The sequence below is a fragment of the Streptomyces sp. NPDC045968 genome (genome assembly GCF_056430475.1).
The window spans coordinates 275515-294777 of record NZ_JBWKLF010000010.1; the positions used below are offsets into that span (position 1 = coordinate 275515).

Sequence of the window (19263 nt, forward strand, 5' to 3'; positions counted from 1 at the left end):
GGGACCATCAGGAGGTGATCGACGCGATCGCCTGGAGGTGTCAGACGGATCGAAGGTCCACCTTTCCTTCAGATAAGTAGCCGGGGTTCCCTGGTCTGCCCGGTGTTCCAAACGAAAACGGTCTGGCTAGTCGCGCTGGGAGCGGGAGCCGGCCTTGTCGGCAGAGCTGAGCCGCCCTCAGCCAGCGGGGCACGTAGACCGACGGCCGGCGCTGTCCGATCGCGGTGACCAATCGGTCCGCCACGTGCGCGCCGGCGGGGGCATGTGGCCACGGAGCTCCCGTAGAACCGCGTACTCATCGGCATCGCGGACCATGTCGGTGTCCGCCGCCGTCGGCATGCGGGCGGCCGTCACACCGCGTGCTTCCCCTGCCTCGCCTCGTTCTCGGGTTCCTTGTTGTCGCGGGCCAGGGCGCTGGGCCACCAGGCCCGGGGGCCGATGTCGAGCACCAACGCGGGAACAAGGAGCGAGCGGACCACCAGGGTGTCGAGCAGGACGCCGAAGGCCACGATGAACGCGATCTGGACCAGGAAGGCCAACGGAATCACCATCAGAGCCGCGAACGTGGCGGCGAGCACCACACCCGCGGAGGTGATCACTCCTCCGGTCGTGGTCAATCCGCGCAGCACCCCTTGTCGGGTGCCGTGGGCGAGGGCTTCCTCCCGTACGCGGGACATGAGGAAGATGTTGTAGTCGACTCCGAGTGCCACCAGGAACACGAACCCGTACAACGGCACCGACGCGTCTGTGCCACTGAAGCCGAGGAGGTGCTCGAAGACCAGCGTCGACACTCCGAGCGTGGCCAGGAAGTTGAGTGCGACGGTCGCCACCAGCAGGACCGGAACGAGCAGTGAGCGGAGCAGCAGGATCAGGATCAGGAGGATGATGCCGAGCACGAGGGGCACGATGAGTGTTCGGTCCCGGGCGGCCGTTTGCTGGGTGTCGTACTGCTGTGCCGTATACCCGCCGACCAGCGCGTCGGCCCCGGCCACCGCATGCACGTTCTCGCGCAGCCGCTCGATGGTCCCCTTGGCGGCGTCACTGTCCGCCGCAGCTTTCAGGGTGGCATCGACGCGGACCCGCCCGTCGACGACAAGTGGCTCGCCGGAGCCCGGCTGCCCGGACGCGGTCACCGCGACGGCCGACGCCACGCCTTCGGTGCGCTTCGCCGCTGCCGTCACCTGAGCAGTGCGGTCGGCGTCGGCGATGATGAAGGCGGGATTACCGGAGCCGCCGGGGAAGTGCTCGCCGAGCGTCTTCTGCGCGGCTACCGAAGGGGCGTCGTTGACGAAGATCTCGTCGAGAGGTACCCCCTTGGCCGAGAGCGAAGGGGAGAAAGCCGCGAAGACGGCAAGGACGAGCGCGGTCACCACCCAGGTCCGGCGAGGCCGGGCGTCTACGCTCGCTGCGACGCGGCGCCACACGCGGTGGCCCTCCACGGATGCGTCCGACTCCTTCGGTCGGGAGGGCCAGTACGCGGTCTTTCCCAGCAGCGCCAGGACGGCCGGCAGGAAGGTGAGGGTGGAGAGCACGGCACACACGATGCCGATGGCACCTACCGGTCCGAGGGCACGGTTGTTCGTCAGGTCGCTGGCCAGCAGGGCCAGCAGCGCCAAGGCCACGGTGGCCGCGCTCGCAGTGATGGCGCCGAAGGACCGGCGTACTGCGGCGAGGGCGGCCGCAACCCGGTCTCCCCTTGCGGCGAGTTCCTCACGGAAGCGCGCCGCCAGCAGGAGCGCGTAGTCGGTTGCGGCGCCGATCACAAGGATGGAGAGAATGCCCTGCACCTGACCGTCCACTCGGACCAGGTCCCTGTCGGCGAGTGCGTAGACGATCGCACAGGCCAGCCCCAGGGCGAAGACGGACCCGAGGATGATCAGGAACGGCAGCAGGACGCTTCTGTAAACGAGCAGCAGGATCAGCAGAACGGCGCCGAGCGCCACGCCCAGCAGAAGGCCGTCGATGCCGGCGAACGCGTCCGAGAGATCGGCCTGACTTGCCGCTGGGCCAGCGATCTGTGCTGTGGTGCCGGGTACGCCTCCTGCGGCCTCGCGCACCTCTCCCAGCACGTCGGGCAGTTCGTCGCCGAGGTTCGGCTTCAACTGGACGACGGCCTGCATCGCCTGCCCGTCGTCGGAGAGGAACGCGGGTGACGGAGCGCCGACGACGCCGGGCCGTCCGGCAAGTCCGTCGATCGCGTCCGAGGCAGCCGACTGCTGGGTGTCGGTGACCTGGTTGCCGTTTGCCGTCCACACGACGATCGCGGGCAGGGTCTCCGACTGGTCGAACACCTCACGAGCCTTGAGCGCCTTGGTGGACTCCGCGCTCTGCGGAAGGAACGCCGCCTGGTCGTTGGTGGCGACCTCGCCCAGTTTGCCCGCGTACGGCCCGAGCGTTCCCCCCACGCCGAGCCAGACCACCAGCAGGACGAGCGGGACGAGCCACCGGGCCCAGCGCGGTGTGGTTCTCATGAGCATTTCCCCAAGTATCGTGGCGATTGACTAACTCACTCATTGAATATCTCAATGAGTGAGTAATCATATACTGGAGTCATGCATGGGACCGGCGGCACGTCATCACCTCTTCCCCCGAACGACCCGACGGGGTTGCAGTCCTTCGCGGTCCTTTTGCGTGGGATGAACGGCGAGTTCAACCGCATCGCCCACGAGTTCGCCCAAGCGCAGGGGCTGCATCTCACTGATGTGCAAGCTCTGATCGCGATCCTCGACGCCGACCCCGACGATGGGCCCATGACACCCGGGCGGTTGCGCGGGCAGCTCGATATCACCTCCGGCGCGATCACCGCGTGCATCGACCGGTTGGAGAGGGCGGGGCATATCCGGCGCGTCCGTGCGTCCGACGACCGCCGTGTCGTGCACCTGCACTACGCGGAGGCGGCCAAAAAGGTGGCCAGGAACTACTTCCAACCCCTGGCCCGCGGCACCGAAGCCGCACGTCAGCGCTTCGATCCCGAAGAGCTGATGGTGGTTGCCCGCTTCCTGACCGAGATGAACCGAGAGCTCTCGCTCCTGCGCAGCCGGCCCTCTGCGCCCTGAACGTGTGCTCTGGTGCTCCATGCCTGCTCCAAGTCGGGGTGGATGAATGCCAAGGCCGTTCCATGGAGAGGAAGGTGAGGACGGTGACGAATAGCGAAAATGCACGTATTCGCATCCAAGTCCCTCATCCAGGATGAAGAGGGGGCCTGAAGCTGCAGGACGAACTGCCAATCGACCACCGCCCAGCATCCGTCTACCGCTACGGTGCGGCCTCGTGCTCCTCGCCTTCGCCGGCCTCGGCTACGCCGACGCACTCAGTCCCTTGGACGCAGCGGGCGGCAAAAATCGCGGGCATGACCACCAACATCGCGCTCAGGCCAGGCTCACCGCGACCGTGTGGTGGTCGGACAGGCCCGTCATGCCGATGACCGATGACCTCGACCGCGCGGACAGCGGGTAGGGGCTCCTTGCTCGCGTAGATCCGGTCGATGACGGACAACGCCCGGGGGAGTGGCTGTACCACCCGCGCCTCCACCCCGAACGCCTGCACCCCACTTAGCGGCAACTCCTTGCCGGTCTCAGCTTGATCCAGAACACCGAGCCATCCCTGAAGAAACGGAAACCGGCCGCCCGCACGCCAGATCAGAGCCTGGCTGCCGCCCATCACCGCGTCTGACTGGTTCCAGCGCACGGCCTCGACTGCACAGATCGTCACCTCACCCGAGGTCCTCAGCCTGCTCGCCGAACGGGGACGAACCCGCCGCGTTCGCAACGCAGCGAGCCGTCAGCTACGACGGTCGGATCAACACCCCAACTAACTTGATCCACAGGTCTTGACGATTCCTTGGACCGGTCGCTGAAGGCTCGTCCCGCAGGCGTTCTGTATCCGCGCTGGCTGTCCCAACACCACATGCCAAACGGTCCAGGCCACTGCTTCTGCAATGCATCGTTCACTATCAAGTGGTCTGATCAGAACGCCACGTGGCCGAAGGTATCCACCAGTCGATACTGGACCGAGGGGTTCGACCACAACCAGCGGCCCGCGAGCCGCATCGGCTTCGCGACCCAGACATGCGACCCCATGCCCCGTCCGCGACCAGCGCACCCGGCCTATAGAGTACGGCCGACAGCTTACGCTCCGGCCCGAACAGCCGGACGCCGTCCTCGAACAGGTCCGGTCCGAGCAGACCACCGAGGAATGGAACGCCCGCTACGCGGCCCGCTGGGGTGGAGCAACCATCCACTAGGCCGTCGCCGTCTCCGGCGCCCGCCCCGCTACATCCTCATCCGCCTCGAAGCTTGGTCGAACGGCACCCCGCTCCCACCGACCCGAACCACCCGCTCGCAGCACTGGACCTCGCCGCATGAGATCAGCTGGGCAACAGGGCCATCGAGGGCTGGTACGACTTGCACCGACTGCACAGCAGCCTCGGCTACCTCAGCCTCGCCGACTACGAGACGGCACTCGCAGCCTGACACCACACCAATGGTGTCCGTCAAAGCGGAACAAGCTCAAACGACCACTCTGTAGCAGCTACGGAGGCGGCACGAGAGGAGGCGCACACGCGGGCCGCCGCCTGTCGCCGGCCCGTCCGGAGGTGTTTTCCGGTCAGCGCCTTCTCCGGTCCCCGGGGCTGCTTCCGGCAGGCGATGCGCGGCGGATCAGGCCCGGCCCGCGGCCTTCTGGCTCCTGCGGGAGAGCGAGTCAACGACCACGGCGGCCAGCAGGACCGCTCCCGTGATCATGAACTGGATGGCGTTGCTGACGCCCATGATGTTCATTCCGGACTGGATGGACCCGATCACCAGGGCACCGAGCAGCGCGGACCAGACCGAGCCGCGCCCGCCGAACAGACTCGTGCCGCCGATGACGGCCGCGGCGATGACGTTCATCAGCAGGTTTCCGCCGCCCGATGTCTGGCTCGCGGACTGGATCTGCCCGGCCAGGAAGATGCCGCCGACCCCGGCCATGGCGCCGGCGATTGAGAAGACGGTCATCCGGATCAACGGGACGCTGATACCGGCACGGCGCGCACCCTCGATATTGCCGCCGACAGCGAAGATCTGCCGGCCGTACGTCGTGCGGCGCAGTACGAAGTCCACGACCACGAGCAGGATCAGGAAGATCAGAAGTGCCAGCGGGAGACCCTGGTACTGGTTGAGAATGTAGGCGGCGGCGAAGGCGATGCCCGCGAGGACCACCGTGCGCAGCACGATCTCGGCGATCGGCCGGGACGGCACCCCCGCGGCCCGGCGGCGCCCGGCGTCCAGGAGGGACGAGGCGAGGAACAGCCCGACTCCCGCGGCGGCTGTCACGTAACTGGCTGCCGGGCTGCTGAAGATGGTCGAGTAGAGCTCGGCGACGATGCTCTCGCTCGGGATGTTGACCGTGCCACTGGCACCCAGGATCTGCAGCATCAGCCCGTTCCAGGCGAGGTTGCCCGCCAGGGTCACCACGAACGCCGGCACACCGACCCGGGCGAAGAAGAAGCCCTGGATGAGGCCGACCGCTGCCCCGCCCCCGATGGCGAGGAGCAGCGCCAGCCACTCGTTCATGCCGTTCAGGACGTTGAGCACCGCGAAGATGGCGGCGCAGAGGCCGCTGACCGAGCCGACGGAGAGGTCGATCTCGCCGAGCAGAAGAACGAAGACGATACCGACGGCGATCATGCCGGTGCCGACGATCTGCTGGCTGAGGTCGGAGAGATTCTGCGCCGAGAGGAACGTGCTGTTCAAACTGCCGAACACGGTCCAGATGATGATCACGGCGAGGACGACGGGAATCGAACCGAGCTCACCGCTGCGCAGCTTGCGCCGGAACTCCCCGAGGTATCCCTTGATGCCCTCCTCACGGACGAGCAGCCGGGTGTCGACGGCGGGCATGGCGTCGCGTGCCGGTCCCTGCGCGCCGGAATCGTTGGGGCCCCCTTCGCGCCTCATCGCTCCTCCTCCCGCTTGCGGGACTGGCGGCGGGTGACGGCGCTGTCGGTGGCACCGGTGATGGCGGAGATGATCTCCTCGGTGGTGGTGCTCCGTCTGTCGAAGAACCCGTTGTTCCGGCCGAGTCGCATGACGGCGATCCGGTCGGCCACCGCCATCACGTCCACCATGTTGTGGCTGATCAGGATCGTTCCGAGTCCCCGTTCACGGAGCCGCTCGACCAGGTCGAGGACTTCGGCGGTCTGCTCCACGCCCAGGGCGGCCGTGGGTTCGTCCAGAATGACGACCTTGGGTTCGCCGATCAGTGAACGGGCGATCGCCACCGTCTGGCGCTGGCCGCCGGAGAGGGAGGCTACGGGGATACGGACGCTGGGGATACGGATGGACAGCGTGTCGAGCAGTTCACGCGCGCGCTTGTCCATGCGGACCTCGTCGAGCACACCGAACCGGGTGATCTCGCGGCCGAGGAACAGATTGCCGACCACGTCGAGGTTGTCGCACAGCGCCAGATCCTGGTACACGGTGGCGATGCCGAGGTTCTGGGCCTCGTGAGGCCGGTTGACGGTGACCCTTCGGCCCTCCCACTCGATCACGCCCTCGTCCGGTGGGTTCACCCCGGCGATCGCCTTGACGGCGGTGGACTTGCCGGCGCCGTTATCACCGACGAGGGCGACGACCTCGCCGGGATGGACGTCCAGGTCGAAGCCCGAGAGCGCCTGGACCGCGCCGAACCGTTTGGAGATCCCCCGCAGTGTGAGCACAGGTGCTCCCGACAACGGAACCGCCTCCTCCACTCGCCCGATCGAACGGGCCGCCTCGCCCCCGTCGCTATGGTCCGTCCCGCGACTACAGGAGACCGGCTTTCTCGCAGGCGTCGGAGTAGGTGGGAGTGCAGATCTCCTTGATCGAGTACAGCCCGTCCTTGACGACGGTTTCCTGGATGTTGTCCTTGTTGACCACGACAGGCGTCAGCAGCTTGGCCGGCACCTTCTCGCCGCTGCCGCTGGTGACCGTGGTGGGCGTCTGGGAGTCCGGGATTTCCTTGCCCTGCGCCAGATTGACGGCCATCGTGGCGGCTGCGTCGGCCTCCGGCTTGTACGGCTTCTCGACCGTGATCGTCTGCGTGCCGAGGAGGATCCGCTGGATCGCGTCGAGCTGGGCGTCCTGGCCGGTCAGCGGCACATTGATGCCGGCTGCCTTGAGGGCCGTGGCGATACCCGCGGCGAGTCCGTCGTTGGCGGAGTAGACACCGACGATGTTGTCCTTGCCCAGTGCGCTGATGGCACCGGACATCTGCTGGTTGGCGTTGTTCGGGTCCCAGTTCGGAGTGTCGTACTCCTTGCCGATCTTCACCTTGCCGTCGAGGACGGAGTGCGCGCCTTCCTTGAACTCGGCGGCGTTCGGGTCGGTAGGCGAACCGTTGTGCATCACGATCTCGCCGTCTTGGGCCTTGGCACCCAACGCAGCCAGCAGGGCCTGGCCCTGCAGCTCGCCGACCTTCCGGTTGTCGTACGAGACGTAGGCGTCGACGGGTCCCTGCGCGAGGCGGTCGTACGCCACGACCTTCACCCCGGCGTCACGCGCCTTCTGCACGGAGGACTGGATCGACTTGGCGTCCACGGCATCCAGGATGAGGACCTGATCGCCCTTGGCCAGGGCGGTGTTGACCTGCTGCTGCTGCGTGGTGGCGCTCTCGGCCGCGTTGTAGTAGTCGATCTGGGCGCCGGGTGCCAGTTCCTTGATCTTGTCCTCGATGTACGGCCGGTCGAACTTCTCGTACCGCGTGGTTTTGCTCTCCGGCAGCAACAGTCCGATCTTCACCTCGTCCTGTGCCGCGGAATTCGCGCCCGGTGCGGCAGCGCCGCTGGTCGCCACCGCGCCCAGAGACAGGGCCGCCGCTCCGGCCAGGGCTATTGCGCCCCGCAAAGTACGGGTCATGGGAGGCTCCTTTCGCACGACGCCCCCTTCACCGGGATAACCCGGCAACGAGGACACGCATAAGGCCTACATACCGACATTAACGGCAACCCCGGCACCGGCAAGCGGGTGACGCCGGGCCTACCGCATGGTGACGAAGCCTTCACGGTGCGCGAGCGAGCTGCACGTCGCCATCGCGGAGCGGACGGCGTAGAGGCCAGGCTGACGTGGCGCGCGACAACCCGTACCTTCGACCGAGCCACGGGCAGCCCATGCCGATGAACCCCCGCCACCGGCGGCCTATCGAGGCTGGATTCTGCTCCGCACCAAGGGCGGCGTCCTCGGCCTCTCCGACCACGTCCTGTGTAGCCTCCGCCTCCGCCTCAGCGAGCTCGACGAGACCTCTGCCGCCCCGGCCCGAGGACGCGGCGACGTGGGCCCGCACTCAATGGGGCGCATCATTGTCCTTTGGGCCGGGGGACACGTATTCAGCACTGTCCCGAAGTCCTTCCTCACAACGACTTTGTGGACAAGGCCGAGGTGTTTCTCCAATGAGAACGCCAGGTCTTCCTGGTGCCTAAGTGGTCCTAACAAAGGCGTTGGGGCGTGGCGGTGAGTGATGAGGCAGGTGGCGAGGCCGAGGAAGGTTTCGTGTATGTCGTCGCGTCGTTCCCAGCGGATGCGGAGGCGTCGATAGCCGTGGAACCAGGCGATCGCGCGCTGGCCAACCCATCGGTGAACTCCGAGGCCAGAACCGTGCAGAACACCGCGGCGGACGATGACCGGTTTGATGCCCCGAGCCCAGGCCAGGCGGCGGTACTTGTCGTGGTCATAGCCGCGGTCAACGAGCAGAACGTCGGGCCGTCGACGTGGCCGTCCCACGAGCGCCGGGACCCACGGGATCTTGGCAAGCAACGGCATCAGCTGGGTGACGTCGTTGCGGTTTCCGCCGGTCAGGGACACCGCGAGCGGGATGCCCTGCCCGTCGACGAGGATGTGGTGCTTGCTGCCCGGCCGTGCACGGTAAACCGGGCTGGGACCGCTTCTGGACCCCGCCGGGCGGCCCGGACGTGGGAGGAATCGATCACCGCACGCGACCCGACCAGTCGAGCTGGTTCGCCGCTCGCAGCCTGGCCAGCAGCACTACATGAAGCCGGTCCCGCACACCGGCCTCATTCCAGGCAGTGAGCCGGCGCCAGCACGTCATGCCCGAGCCGGAGCCCAGCTCCTGCGCCAGAAACTCCCACTGGATCCCGGTGTGCAGCACAAAACAAGATCCCGCACAGTGCTTGCCGGTCAGGCACCCTCGGCCGACCGGCCACCAGCTTCGGTGCTGGAACAGGCCCCAACGGCTCGACCAGCGACCACAGTTCGTCCGAGACGATCCACGGACGCGACTCCCTCTTCCCCACGAACAGCCCAACCAGCGACCAAGCCGACAGTCACACCATCAGAGGCTTCTGTTAGGACCACTAAGGGCAGGCCAGACGACAGAGGTCGTCGAGGATGGTCCCCGCCTGCGAAGAAGACGGTTCATCAGCCAGCCGGGGGCGAGCAGAGACCGTCCAGTCCACATCGTCACCATCATTCGCCGCAGCAAGTACTGCCGCGAGGATGCGTTCCCACGTGCCGTCCACGGCCCACCTGATCAAGCGCTGGTGAGCGGTCTGAAAGGACCCGAGCTCGCTAGGGCCTGTCCGGCGGATCATGGTCTGGTCGGCATCGATGTCAGTAGCGCGGAATACGATCCGGGGATGAGAGCTTCAGGAACGTTCAAGGTGGCCGACTTCACCCCGGCGCCGGTGCCGAGTCCCCCCATCGAGACCGCGGTGCCCGTCGGTCTCTCCACGATGGACAAGCAGTACGAAGGCGAGGTCGTCGGGCGCTCTGCCACTTTGTTCACCGCAGCGTTCGACCAGTCCACCGGCACGGGCACCTACGTGGCGATGGAATCCTTTGAGGGGACGCTCCATGCCCGGTCGGGTGCCTTCAACTTCGCGCACGCCGCGACGACCTTGGGTGAGGGCAGACAGGGCGAGTTCTTCGTCATCGTCCCCGGCAGCGGCACGGGCGAGTTGGCCGGGATCACGGGGGCCGGGGGCATCGCCGTCGACCCCGACGGTACACATCGGATCTGGTTCGACTACGACCTCGGCCAGTAGCTCAGGAGGTCACGTCCGCAGCCAGAGCCGGATCGAAGCGACGGTGACAGTTCCGTGGAAGATGTAGGCGCGCTTGTCGTATCTGGTGGCGACGGCTCGGCAGCTCTTGAGGCCGTTGATCGTCCGTTCGACTTCGTTCCTCCTTTTGTAGATCGTCTTGTCGAAGGCGGTAGGTCGGCCGCCCCTGCTGCCCCGGTTCTGGCAGTTGGCGCGCTGACTCTCCGGTTCGGGGATGGTGTGCTTGATCTGTCGTCGGCGCAGGTAGCGTCGGTTGCGGCGTGAGGAGTACGCCTTGTCGCCGCCGAGATGGTCCGGCCGGGTGCGCGGCCGTCCGCCATCGAGACGAGCAACTCGGACGCGTTCCATCACGGGGATGAGCTGCGGGGCGTCGCCCCACTGGCCTGGAGTGATCAGCAGGGCCAGGGGGCGGCGTCCGCCTTCCCCGGCCATGTTGATCTTGGAAGTTGAGGCCGCCCCGGGAGCGTCCGATCCGCGCTCTACGTAACCGAACCCGGCATCCTGGCCGCCCTGATCGACCTCTTCGAGCAGGCGTGGAACACCGCCGTCCCGCTCGGCGCCGCCCACCCCCAGGACCAGCGAACCGGACTCAACCCCACCGAACGGGAACTGCTGCGCCTGCTCGGCTCCGGCCTCACCGACGACGCCGCCGGCCAGCGCCTGGGCATCTCCTCCCGCACCGTCGGCCGCCATATGTCCTCGATCATGGAGCGGCTGGCCGCAAGCAGTCGCTTCGAGGCAGGGATCAAGGCCGCCCACCGCGGTTGGCTCTGAACCGTTGAGCCAGGGGATCACTCGGCCGTTCGCCGGCAGGGCGCCGGCCGCGCTGTGATCAGCCAGGGCAGCGGGCTCAGCGCACGTCCACGCAGTCACCGGCGGCGGTGACCGGCGGCGTGGTAGAGGTGCCCTCGAACTTGTAGCGGTAGCAGCGGTCGGTGGTGGCGGTGCGAGTCTTCTTCTCGACGCCCGCCAGGCTGCCGGTGCCGGTGATGTGGCTGCTGGTGGTGGCGTACGAGCCGGTCAGCGCACGCTCCTGGAGGCGGACGGTCTGCTGGGTGTAGCCCGCGTACTCGTGTGTGTTCCAGTTGGCGCGCTCCAGCTTGCCGGTGATCGTGATCGTCTTGCCCTTGGCGACGGGCTCGGGGGCCGCGTTGTTGCTCAGCCGGGACCAGCGCTTGAGGTACCAGGTCTTGGCGTTGTCGGTGCGCACGTCGGTGGCCGCGTCGGTGATCGCCCAGAGGGAGATCTTCCAGGCTCCGGCATCCTCGTTCGTCAGGTCGCTCTGGGGGGCGATCCTGAAGGTGGCCGTGCAACTGTACGTGGCGTCGCCGGACGGAACGCAGGGGCTGGTGTCCGCGTCGAACTGCTCGGAGTTGATGAACCGCTTCAGTCCGCTGTCGCGGTCGGTGCCGCGCCAGATCGACGCGTGGCTGCCGTAGAGCTTCGAGCCGCCGCTGACTGTCCACTTCACAGTGATCGTCTGCGTGTTCGTCGTCCCGACGTGGGCGCTGTTGCCGCCGTTGACGGCGACGCCGGAGACGACGGTGGAGTCGGCCGTGCTTGCGGCCAGGGTCCTGGGCGAGGCGGTCTTCGCCGCCGACGCGTCGGCGGCCGCAGCCCTGCTCTGCTCCAGCGCCTCAGCCGCGCCGGTTCCCCCCGCCGTCGCGGACGGAGTGACGAGCAGGCCGACGGCGAGCCCGGAGGCGGCCAGTGCGCTGACGCCCAGGATCACCTTCTTGCCGGACGTGAATCTATTGCGGGAGTGCTGGGACACGAGGAGGCTCCGTTATCGACTATCGACGGGTGGATACAGGTCGCGAACGGGCGGACCCACATCACGCACGGCCACCGCGGCCGCACAGTCTTGATCGGCGATGATGCGTAACGGTTGTACGCGCCCGAGAGTTGAGGACTGTGAGGTACATCACCCGGTGGTGGGCATGGCGCACGGCGGGACCGCCCCCCGCCGCCAGGAGCTGCGCGAGCGGATCGCCGAATACGGCGAAGGCCCGTCCATCCCGTGGATCGGACACAGGCTGGCCTGTCCAGCAGTCAGCTCTGGCGCGTGCCAGCTCGGATGGCTGGAAACCCTGGGGCTACATCAGCCGCACCGGTTAACGCTGCCGCTCCTGCCGTCTCGGTCACTGAGCAAGGGGGGGGTCACATCATCGTGCCCGGGCGTCGGACGTCGGCGTACCGGGGCGCCCTGAACCCTGCCGCTCCGTGGCTGCTGCGTACGGGCGCGATGCCGGAGGACGCTCACCACGGCTGGAGATCGTCCCTCACGCCGCCACTGCCTCGTCTGGTTCGCCGGCCCGGTGCACACCGTGCGTTCGAGCGAGCTGAGGTTCGTGCGACGGGGATGTGGTTGAAGGGCTCGCCCTGCCCCGCCCGGTGGCGTGGCGTGCGGGGGAGCCGTAGACAGGCATCATGAGAGAGGACAAGACGTCGTGGCATCCCGGTGAGATCGTGCCCGTCAGCGGGATGCCACGAGTGCGACTGCGGTGGAGAGCATCACTGGAGCACGGATGTGAAGGGCCACCGTTTCCCGCCGCTGCCCTCCGACTGCGCCGGCGAGTAGTGGACGCTGCGGACCCAGGCCCACCCCGAGCAGCCTGCCGGCTGACCGCACGGTGCTGGCGCCTTCCGTCTGACCGATGCTGCCCAGCGGCGGCTCAGAGGTGGCAGTCCAGAAACTTCCGTATCTCGATCTCGCTGATGGTCATAGGCCCCGTTCCGTGCGCCACCGCCTCTCCGTCCTTCAGCAGGACGTAGGACGGGGCTTCGGCGATTCCGTGTCGCCCGGTCGCGGCCGGACAACGCGTGATGTCGGCGCGGACAGCCGTCAGGCGGCCCGTGTAGTCGTCGGCGATGCCGCCCATCACGAGGCCCATGACCCGGCAGGGCTTGATTGCCTTAGGGCTGTCCTGCAAAGATCTTGGCTCCGAGCGCGGAGCAGCCTGAAGAGCTGGCGAGGTGCTCAACCGGTGGTTCGTGAGGTGTCCAGGGACCGGGCGAAGTCGGCGAGCGAGTGGAAGTCGTTCTCCCGTAGGCCGATCCGCGGGTTGACGTGGTGCAGGAGCCCGGCGCCTTGGTGGTGGGCGGTCACGTAGGTCTGATCCAGCTCGCTCTGCTCGTCGTCCACCCATGCGAAAGGACGGCCGCCTGCGTAGTCCACCAGCGGCCCGGTCTTCCAGTGGACTCCATCAGGGCGTTCTCGGAGCAGGACGTCGCCGAAGTCCACGAAGGGAAGTTCTGGAAGGCCCAGGACCGGTGCGATCCACCGGTTGGCGTCGTCCATCCATGTGGTGGCCCAGCACAACTCGAAGCCGAGCTGGAGCAGGAATCGTCCATGCTCTGGGTTGAGCCAGACTCGCAGGGGCCGTCGGGACGAAAGGCCTCTGTCGTCCTGATGGGCGTCGTTCCGGGGGACTCTGAGCGTGGTGTAGCCGTCGGGACGTCTCTCCGGCTTGGCCGCGTAAGGGTTGAGCGGCCCGTCCACGTCAAGGAAAAGCAGTGGTCGGTTCACGGTTTCCCCCGCTCTTGCGCACTGTGGACTGCCCCGATCAGCGTAACTGTGGGATTGCCTCGACATTGGGCCGGTCTGAGTGATGATCACGGTGTGGCGAGTGTGATCACGGCATCGGAGCCGTCCTGGATAACCCCGTTCGCGGGGCTGAGCCCGCGCTCCTTCGAAACTGCTGACCACGCTGCGGCGCGATGGAGCAGATGTGTCCACCGAGGCCGGCCGTGGAGTCTGCCTCTGGAGGACCAGGTGTTGCTGGTCACGGCCTACTGGCGCACCAATCTGACGTTGCGGCAACTCGCTCCGCTGTTCGGCGTCTCGAAGTCGACGGCCGGACGAGTCATCAACCACCTCGGCCCCCTGCTCGCACTCCAGCCCCGCAAGCGGTTCGCCAAGGACACCGTGCTCATCGTGGACGGCACCCTGGTCCCCACCCGGGACCACACCATCGCCGAGCGGTCGAAGAACTACCGGTACTCCACCAACCACCAGGTCGTCATCGACGCCGACACCCGCCTGGTCGTCGTGGTTGGCCGGCCGCTCGCCGGGAACCGCAACGACTGCAAGGCGTGGGAGGAGTCCGGTGCCAAGGCCGCCGTGGGCAACACCGTCACGATCGCCGACGGCGGCTACCCGGGCACCGGACTCGTCATCCCGCACCGCCGCAAGCGTGGCCGGAGTGAACTCCCGGACTGGAAGGAGGAACACAACAAGTCCCACAAGGAGGTCCGAGCCCGCGTGGAACACGTCTTCGCCCGCATGAAGAACTGGAAGATCCTCCGCGACTGCCGTCTCAAAGGCGATGGCGTCCACCACGCCATGCTCGGCATCGCCCGGATGCACAACCTCGCCCTCGCCGCGGGCCGCAAGGCGGCCACCATGCCCGAGGCGGCTTCAAGATCTTTGCGGGACAACCCTTTGGGCCATGTCCCGGTGAAGTACGCGAGGACCGGAACTCCGCTCATCCCGAGGATGAAATCGAACTCCGCGTCCTCACGCGGTCGGTGAACCCGCTTCGCCATGGGCTCTCCTGACCTCACGTTCCGTCATTCCCTCCCCATCATCCCTTGCGTGGTGTGCCGGACCAGCCCGGTCGGTCGTCCGGTCGTCCGGTCGTCCGGTCGACCTGTCGGAAGGGAGGCACGGCCCGTCGCGGGATCACGGTGGTCCCCATGGCACGAGCGGCCCGGCCCCCGGCGCCCCGCCTGGCCGGCCCGCCGGCCACCCAGCCGCAGCCCGCCGCGTGCCCGTGGGCCAGATCGTGCCGGCGCATCGCCCAAAGGATTCAGTCGAGCCGTATTCGCCACCGCGCTTCTCAGAGACAGCGCCTCCGACGGGCTTCCCGGGCATGGTCCGGTCTTCACATCAGCCCCCGGTCTCAGCTGGCTGACACCCCTGGCCCCCCGGGCCGCACGAGCCAGCTGACGGCTCCGAGAACCAGGCACGATTCCTGGACCGCTCGCGGCCACGGTCGTGGACGGCCGAAGTACGCGTCAGCTGGCCCGGAGACCGACCGCCAGCGTCAGTTCAAGGACCCGGTGTGGCGATGCGAGATCGGGAAACAGCTCCCGCAACTGCGACATCCGGTACCGGACTGTCTGGGGATGGACGAACAACGCCGCCGCCACCTCGTCCCGCCGGCCCTGGTGCAGCAGCCACGCCCGCAACGTCTCCTCCAGCCGCCGTGCGGTCGCGACAGGCAAGGCCCGCAACGGCGCGAGGGCTCGGGCGCGCAGGTCTGCGAACGCGTCCATGTCGGCGCTCAGCACCAGCTCGGGCAGGTGGTCCTCGGTGTCGCGGATATCAGAGGAGAGGGAGCGCGCGCGTATGGCTCGTGCGTACGAGGCGGACGCACAAGTCCATGGCCGGGCCGGGCCGACCACGGCGGTGCGGTCGGTCAGCTGCCGCAAGAGATGTGATCGGTCGGCATCGGGGACGAGCAACACACCGGTGGCGTCCGGCAGATCGTCCAGGACGAGGGTGCTCGGGTCGAGCGCGCGGTAGGCCGGCCGGGCCTGGGCGGCGGGCAGCAGGACCGCGGTCAGCGAAACCGGGGGCTGCCACCCGGCCAGTCGAACAGAGGCCAGCAGCACGTCCGGGCTCGCGCCGGCGAGGAGGTCGCGGGCCAGGTGCTCCAGGTGGCGCTCGTGGGCCCGGCCCCGGGCGGACAGTTCGTCGGCGTGGCCCGCGGCGCTCGCGGCGGAGAGCTCGTCGATGTACGCGAAGGTCAGCTCGGCGAACTTGGCGACCTCGGCGGCGGGCAGACCTGCGGGTACGGCACCCGCTGCCAGGCCTCGCCAGGCCACGCGGGCGCCGACGCGGTAGGCGCTGAGCAGGGCGTCCATCGAACGGCCGTCGCGCACCTCGCCGCGGCCCAGCTCGTAGGCTGCCTCACCGGCGTCGCCGCCCGTGGCCTTTCCGCTCGCGAGGTCCAGGTAGTGCCCCAGCGCGGTACGAACGGCTCGGCGGATGGTGACACCCATGCGGCCCGAAAGGGCGTTGGAGTAGGGAGGGACCTCGTCGATGATTGCCTGGACGACCTCGTCGGCGGTGGTCTTCAGCGCGGCCCGTAGCGCGGTGACCGTCGTTTCATCCAGGGCCAGTTCGCTGGCCCTCCGGACTGCATGGCTCACGTTTTGTTCCCTGCGAACAATCTTGCCGATCAGATTCACGTCTTGCGGTCAGGACTTTACTCCTTGAGGCACAGCAAGCTGGAGTCATGACGAGTGCAGCCCTCCGCAGCAGGGCGTGGAAACTGCTGGAGATGGTCACGACGCCGCTGCTGCCGTCGGACTACCTCGACCTGGTCAGCCCGCTGCGTGCGGGCGCTGACCTGCGTGGGCGCATCGAGGCCGTGCACCCCGAGACAGGTGACGCCGCGACTGTCGTGATCAGGCCCGGACGGGGCTGGCGCGGCCACACAGCCGGTCAGTACGTGCGGATCGGTGTCGACGTCGACGGGGTGCGCCTGTGGCGTGCCTACTCCATCACCTCGCCGACGAACCGCCGGGACGGCCGCGTCACGATCACCGTGAAGGCGATCCCGGACGGCAAGGTCAGCAACCACCTGGTCCGCAGGGCTAAACCGGGCACGCTGATCCAGCTCGACCAGCCGACCGGTGACTTCGTACTGCCCCAGGCCAAGCCCGCCAAGGTTCTCTACCTGACGGCCGGCAGCGGCATCACACCCGTGATGGGCATGCTGCGCGACACCGAGTTCGACGACGTCGTCATGGTCCACTGCGCGCCACAGCCGCAGGACGTGATCTTCCGCAACGAACTGCACGACCTGGTCGCCGACAAGAAGCTGCGGCTCACCGAGGTGCACACCGACACGGACGGCATCCTCGACATCGCCCGTCTCGACGAACTCGTGCCCGACTGGGCCGAGCGCCAGGCCTGGGCCTGCGGGCCCGCGGGCCTGCTCGACGCCGCCGAGAAGCACTGGGCCGAGCACGGCGTACAAGAGCGCCTGCACACCGAACGCTTCCGCCCCACCGTCGTCGTCACCGGCGACGGCGGCGAGGTCACCTTCAGCGCCACCGGCAAGACCGTCGACGCGGACGGCGCCACGCCGTTGCTGGACATCGGCGAGGAGGCCGGCGTTCTCATGCCCTCCGGGTGCCGCATGGGCATCTGCTTCGGCTGCGTCTCGCCGCTCAAGGCGGGCGCTGTCCGCGACCTGCGCACCGGCGAGATCACCGAGGCCGAGCCGGGCGTCCTCATCCAGACCTGCGTGTCCGCCGCGGCGGGCCCCTGCGACATCGAACGGTAGGAGCACCTTGACCGCCATCGACCCCACCGTCCACCTGACAGCCGAGCAGATCGAGGAGCTCGGCCGCGAGCTGGACGCGATCCGCGACGAGGTGATCGCCGATCGCGGCGAGAAGGACGCCTCCTACATCCGTAAGGTCATCTCGGCGCAGCGCAAGCTCGAGCTGGTCAGCAGGGGCGTGCTGCTGTTCTCGATCTTCCCGCCCGCGTGGCTGCTCGGCACCGCCGGTCTGTCCGTGGCGAAGATCATGGACAACATGGAGATCGGCCACAACATCCTGCACGGCCAGTGGGACTGGATGCGAGACCCGAAGATTCACTCCACCACCTGGGAGTGGGATCACGTCTCGCCGTCCGAGCAGTGGAAGCACTCGCACAACGAGCTGCACCACACGTACACCAACGTGATCGGCAAGGACAACGACCTCGGCTACGGCATCATGCGCGTCGACGAGGATCAGAAGTGGCACCCGTTCCACCTCGGCCAGCCGCTGTGGAACTTCATCAACGCCTGCTTCTTCGAGTACGGCATCGCCGCGTACGACCTGGAACTCGGCAAGAACCTGCACAAGCGCCGCCGCAACAGCCCGGAGTTCCGCGCGCGGGCCAAGGCCGTGGGCCGCAAGATCCGCAAGCAGGTGCTCAAGGACTACGTGATCCACCCGCTGCTGTCGGGCCCGTCGTTCCTCCCCACACTTGCCGCTACGTTCACCGCGAACCTGGTCCGCAACATCTGGACCCACTCGGTGATCATGTGCGGGCACTTCCCCGAGGGCGTACAGGTCTTCGAGCGCCGGTCGATCAAGGGCGAGACGCGCGGCCAGTGGTACCTGCGCCAGATGATGGGCTCGGCGAACATCAGCGGCAGCCGGGCCATGCACTTCATGACCGGCAACCTGTCGCACCAGATCGAGCACCACCTGTTCCCTGACCTGCCGAGCAACCGGTACGCCGAGGTCGCGGTGAAGGTGCGCGCGCTGTTCGAAAAGTATGAACTGGAGTACGTCACCGGGCCGCTGCCCAAGCAGGTGGTCTCCGCGTGGCACAAGGTCTTCCGGCTCTCGCTGCCGAACAAGAAGCCCAAGGCCAAGACGCCGGACCGCGAGCAGGAGCTCGTCGCGGCCTGATGCGGCACCGCCGGGTCCGGTGAGATCCGTTGCGGACAGTGGGCGGCCGCGACATCAGACCGCTCAGTAGGTCAGCGCGTCCTCGGCAGTACCGAAGAAGCTCGTGACCTGGCTGTCGTTGACCGTGACGGGGCCATCGTTGACCGGAACGGTCATCGGGCTCTCAGAAGCGGAAAGTGCCACTTCCACCTTGTCGGTGCTCTTGCCACCCGCGCTGTCGGCGCGCGAGAACATGATCCCGGCATACGCGCTCTCGCCGGGCTTGAGGATCCAGTCCTCGCGGGCGGGTCCCATGTGCCCGGCGGCGCCGTCGAGCCCAGGGAACGTGATCACCAGCTCGTCCGGCGACAGCAGACAGGGGTCGCTGCCTTTGTTGCTGGCGGTCAGCAAGGCGTGGTTGACCGGCCTGGACGCGACGGTGACGTTGTAGGTGAGATCGGCCGTCTCGCACATGCCGACACCTCCGTCCTGATCGTCGTCGGCCCCGGGCGTCGGCGACGGCGGCGGGGTGCTGGGGCTGTCGGAGGACTTCCCACTGCCGCTGCCACCGTCACCAGGGTCGGCCGACGAGGGCATGTCCGTGCCCTCGTCCTTACCCGTAGCGGAAGGGCTCGCGTGCGTGCCCGGAGTGGCTACGTCGTTCTCGCCGTCACCGTTGCATGCGGTCAGGGCCAGGATGCCGATCGACAGAGCGGCGAGTGCGGCGGTGGTACGGCGTGAACGAGCTGTCTGAGCCATGAGAAGTCCCCCGGGATTCGGAATGTCCCGTGATCGTGCCTCATGCGAGCGGTACTGCCGATCGA

Annotated in this window: 13 protein-coding genes and 6 pseudogenes; 7 read left to right on the top strand and 12 right to left on the bottom strand. The window is 67.6% G+C overall.

What is annotated here, in order from left to right; translation table 11 throughout:
• Window positions 1–350: 350 nt before the first annotated feature.
• Window positions 351–2471 carry an MMPL family transporter gene (locus tag AC07FA_RS27945; RefSeq protein ID WP_479079078.1) on the bottom strand — a complete coding sequence of 707 codons (2121 nt, stop codon included), beginning with the start codon at window positions 2469–2471 and terminating at the stop codon, window positions 351–353.
• Window positions 2472–2552: 81 nt separating this feature from the next.
• Between AC07FA_RS27945 and AC07FA_RS27950 the strand changes: the two genes are divergently transcribed.
• Window positions 2553–3056, top strand: coding sequence for a MarR family winged helix-turn-helix transcriptional regulator (locus AC07FA_RS27950; RefSeq protein WP_479079079.1), 504 nt, complete (start codon window positions 2553–2555; stop codon window positions 3054–3056).
• Window positions 3057–3202: 146 nt separating this feature from the next.
• A pseudogene (locus tag AC07FA_RS27955) lies at window positions 3203–3370 on the top strand (DUF4383 domain-containing protein); the annotation flags it as partial.
• A 1288-nt stretch (window positions 3371–4658) separates the two neighbouring features.
• Here the strand turns inward: AC07FA_RS27955 and AC07FA_RS27960 are convergent.
• The 4 genes and pseudogenes from AC07FA_RS27960 to AC07FA_RS27975 form a co-directional block, all read right to left on the bottom strand.
• Window positions 4659–5936 (bottom strand): sugar ABC transporter permease, encoded by a 1278-nt coding sequence (locus AC07FA_RS27960; protein WP_479079080.1) that lies wholly within the window; start codon window positions 5934–5936, stop codon window positions 4659–4661.
• A complete protein-coding gene (locus AC07FA_RS27965) occupies window positions 5933–6712 on the bottom strand; it encodes an ATP-binding cassette domain-containing protein (RefSeq protein WP_479079081.1) in 780 nt (259 codons plus the stop codon). The genes AC07FA_RS27960 and AC07FA_RS27965 overlap by 4 nt, the downstream gene beginning before the upstream one ends.
• Window positions 6713–6782: 70 nt before the next feature.
• Complete coding sequence (locus tag AC07FA_RS27970; protein WP_479079082.1) at window positions 6783–7874, bottom strand: substrate-binding domain-containing protein; 1092 nt, start codon at window positions 7872–7874, stop codon at window positions 6783–6785.
• A gap of 597 nt (window positions 7875–8471) precedes the next feature.
• Window positions 8472–9238 (bottom strand): annotated as a pseudogene (locus tag AC07FA_RS27975) (IS5 family transposase); the annotation flags it as partial.
• A 369-nt stretch (window positions 9239–9607) separates the two neighbouring features.
• On the opposite strand from AC07FA_RS27975, the gene AC07FA_RS27980 reads away from it, so the two are divergent.
• Complete coding sequence (locus tag AC07FA_RS27980) at window positions 9608–10015, top strand: DUF3224 domain-containing protein (protein WP_479079083.1); 408 nt, start codon at window positions 9608–9610, stop codon at window positions 10013–10015.
• Between the two features lie 9 nt (window positions 10016–10024).
• Here the strand turns inward: AC07FA_RS27980 and AC07FA_RS27985 are convergent.
• Window positions 10025–10586 (bottom strand): annotated as a pseudogene (locus AC07FA_RS27985) (IS5 family transposase); the annotation flags it as partial.
• Between the two features lie 65 nt (window positions 10587–10651).
• On the opposite strand from AC07FA_RS27985, the gene AC07FA_RS27990 reads away from it, so the two are divergent.
• The gene (locus tag AC07FA_RS27990) at window positions 10652–10807 is read left to right on the top strand and encodes a response regulator transcription factor (RefSeq protein ID WP_479079151.1); all 156 of its coding nucleotides are present in this window, start codon (window positions 10652–10654) and stop codon (window positions 10805–10807) included.
• A gap of 76 nt (window positions 10808–10883) precedes the next feature.
• On the opposite strand, the gene AC07FA_RS27995 is transcribed toward AC07FA_RS27990, so the two are convergent.
• The 3 genes and pseudogenes from AC07FA_RS27995 to AC07FA_RS28005 form a co-directional block, all read right to left on the bottom strand.
• Window positions 10884–11807 (bottom strand): calcium-binding protein, encoded by a 924-nt coding sequence (locus AC07FA_RS27995; protein ID WP_479079084.1) that lies wholly within the window; start codon window positions 11805–11807, stop codon window positions 10884–10886.
• A 901-nt stretch (window positions 11808–12708) separates the two neighbouring features.
• Window positions 12709–12954 (bottom strand): annotated as a pseudogene (locus AC07FA_RS28000) (thioredoxin domain-containing protein); the annotation flags it as partial.
• 59 nt (window positions 12955–13013) lie between these two features.
• A complete protein-coding gene (locus AC07FA_RS28005; RefSeq protein ID WP_479079085.1) occupies window positions 13014–13562 on the bottom strand; it encodes a hypothetical protein in 549 nt (182 codons plus the stop codon).
• A gap of 93 nt (window positions 13563–13655) precedes the next feature.
• Between AC07FA_RS28005 and AC07FA_RS28010 the strand changes: the two are divergent.
• Window positions 13656–14417, top strand: a pseudogene (locus AC07FA_RS28010) (transposase); the annotation flags it as partial.
• A 53-nt stretch (window positions 14418–14470) separates the two neighbouring features.
• On the opposite strand, the pseudogene AC07FA_RS28015 reads toward AC07FA_RS28010, so the two are convergent.
• Together AC07FA_RS28015 and AC07FA_RS28020 are read right to left on the bottom strand one after the other, a co-directional pair.
• Window positions 14471–14581, bottom strand: a pseudogene (locus tag AC07FA_RS28015) (thioredoxin family protein); the annotation flags it as partial.
• A gap of 471 nt (window positions 14582–15052) precedes the next feature.
• Window positions 15053–16192 carry a PucR family transcriptional regulator gene (locus tag AC07FA_RS28020; protein WP_479079086.1) on the bottom strand — a complete coding sequence of 380 codons (1140 nt, stop codon included), beginning with the start codon at window positions 16190–16192 and terminating at the stop codon, window positions 15053–15055.
• 86 nt (window positions 16193–16278) lie between these two features.
• Here AC07FA_RS28020 and AC07FA_RS28025 point away from each other — a divergent pair, with 86 nt between their 5' ends.
• Together AC07FA_RS28025 and AC07FA_RS28030 are read left to right on the top strand one after the other, a co-directional pair.
• On the top strand, window positions 16279–17334 hold the full coding sequence (locus AC07FA_RS28025; protein WP_479079087.1) for a ferredoxin reductase: 1056 nt from the start codon (window positions 16279–16281) through the stop codon (window positions 17332–17334).
• Window positions 17335–17341: 7 nt separating this feature from the next.
• Window positions 17342–18460, top strand: coding sequence for a fatty acid desaturase family protein (locus AC07FA_RS28030; protein ID WP_479079088.1), 1119 nt, complete (start codon window positions 17342–17344; stop codon window positions 18458–18460).
• Between the two features lie 63 nt (window positions 18461–18523).
• Here the strand turns inward: AC07FA_RS28030 and AC07FA_RS28035 are convergent, their stop codons facing one another.
• Entirely contained in the window at window positions 18524–19198 is a 675-nt protein-coding gene (locus AC07FA_RS28035) for a DUF4232 domain-containing protein (protein ID WP_479079089.1), read from the bottom strand.
• Between the last annotated feature and the right edge of the window lie 65 nt (window positions 19199–19263).

Excerpts from the sequence above, each read along its gene's own strand:
- AC07FA_RS27945 (WP_479079078.1), bottom strand. The coding sequence starts at position 2,471 with ATGAGAACCACACCGCGCTGGGCCCGGTGGCTCGTCCCGCTCGTCCTG.
- AC07FA_RS27950 (WP_479079079.1), top strand. The coding sequence starts at position 2,553 with ATGCATGGGACCGGCGGCACGTCATCACCTCTTCCCCCGAACGACCCG.
- AC07FA_RS27960 (WP_479079080.1), bottom strand. The coding sequence starts at position 5,936 with ATGAGGCGCGAAGGGGGCCCCAACGATTCCGGCGCGCAGGGACCGGCA.
- AC07FA_RS27970 (WP_479079082.1), bottom strand. The coding sequence starts at position 7,874 with ATGACCCGTACTTTGCGGGGCGCAATAGCCCTGGCCGGAGCGGCGGCC.
- AC07FA_RS27980 (WP_479079083.1), top strand. The coding sequence starts at position 9,608 with ATGAGAGCTTCAGGAACGTTCAAGGTGGCCGACTTCACCCCGGCGCCG.
- AC07FA_RS28025 (WP_479079087.1), top strand. The coding sequence starts at position 16,279 with ATGACGAGTGCAGCCCTCCGCAGCAGGGCGTGGAAACTGCTGGAGATG.
- AC07FA_RS28035 (WP_479079089.1), bottom strand. The coding sequence starts at position 19,198 with ATGGCTCAGACAGCTCGTTCACGCCGTACCACCGCCGCACTCGCCGCT.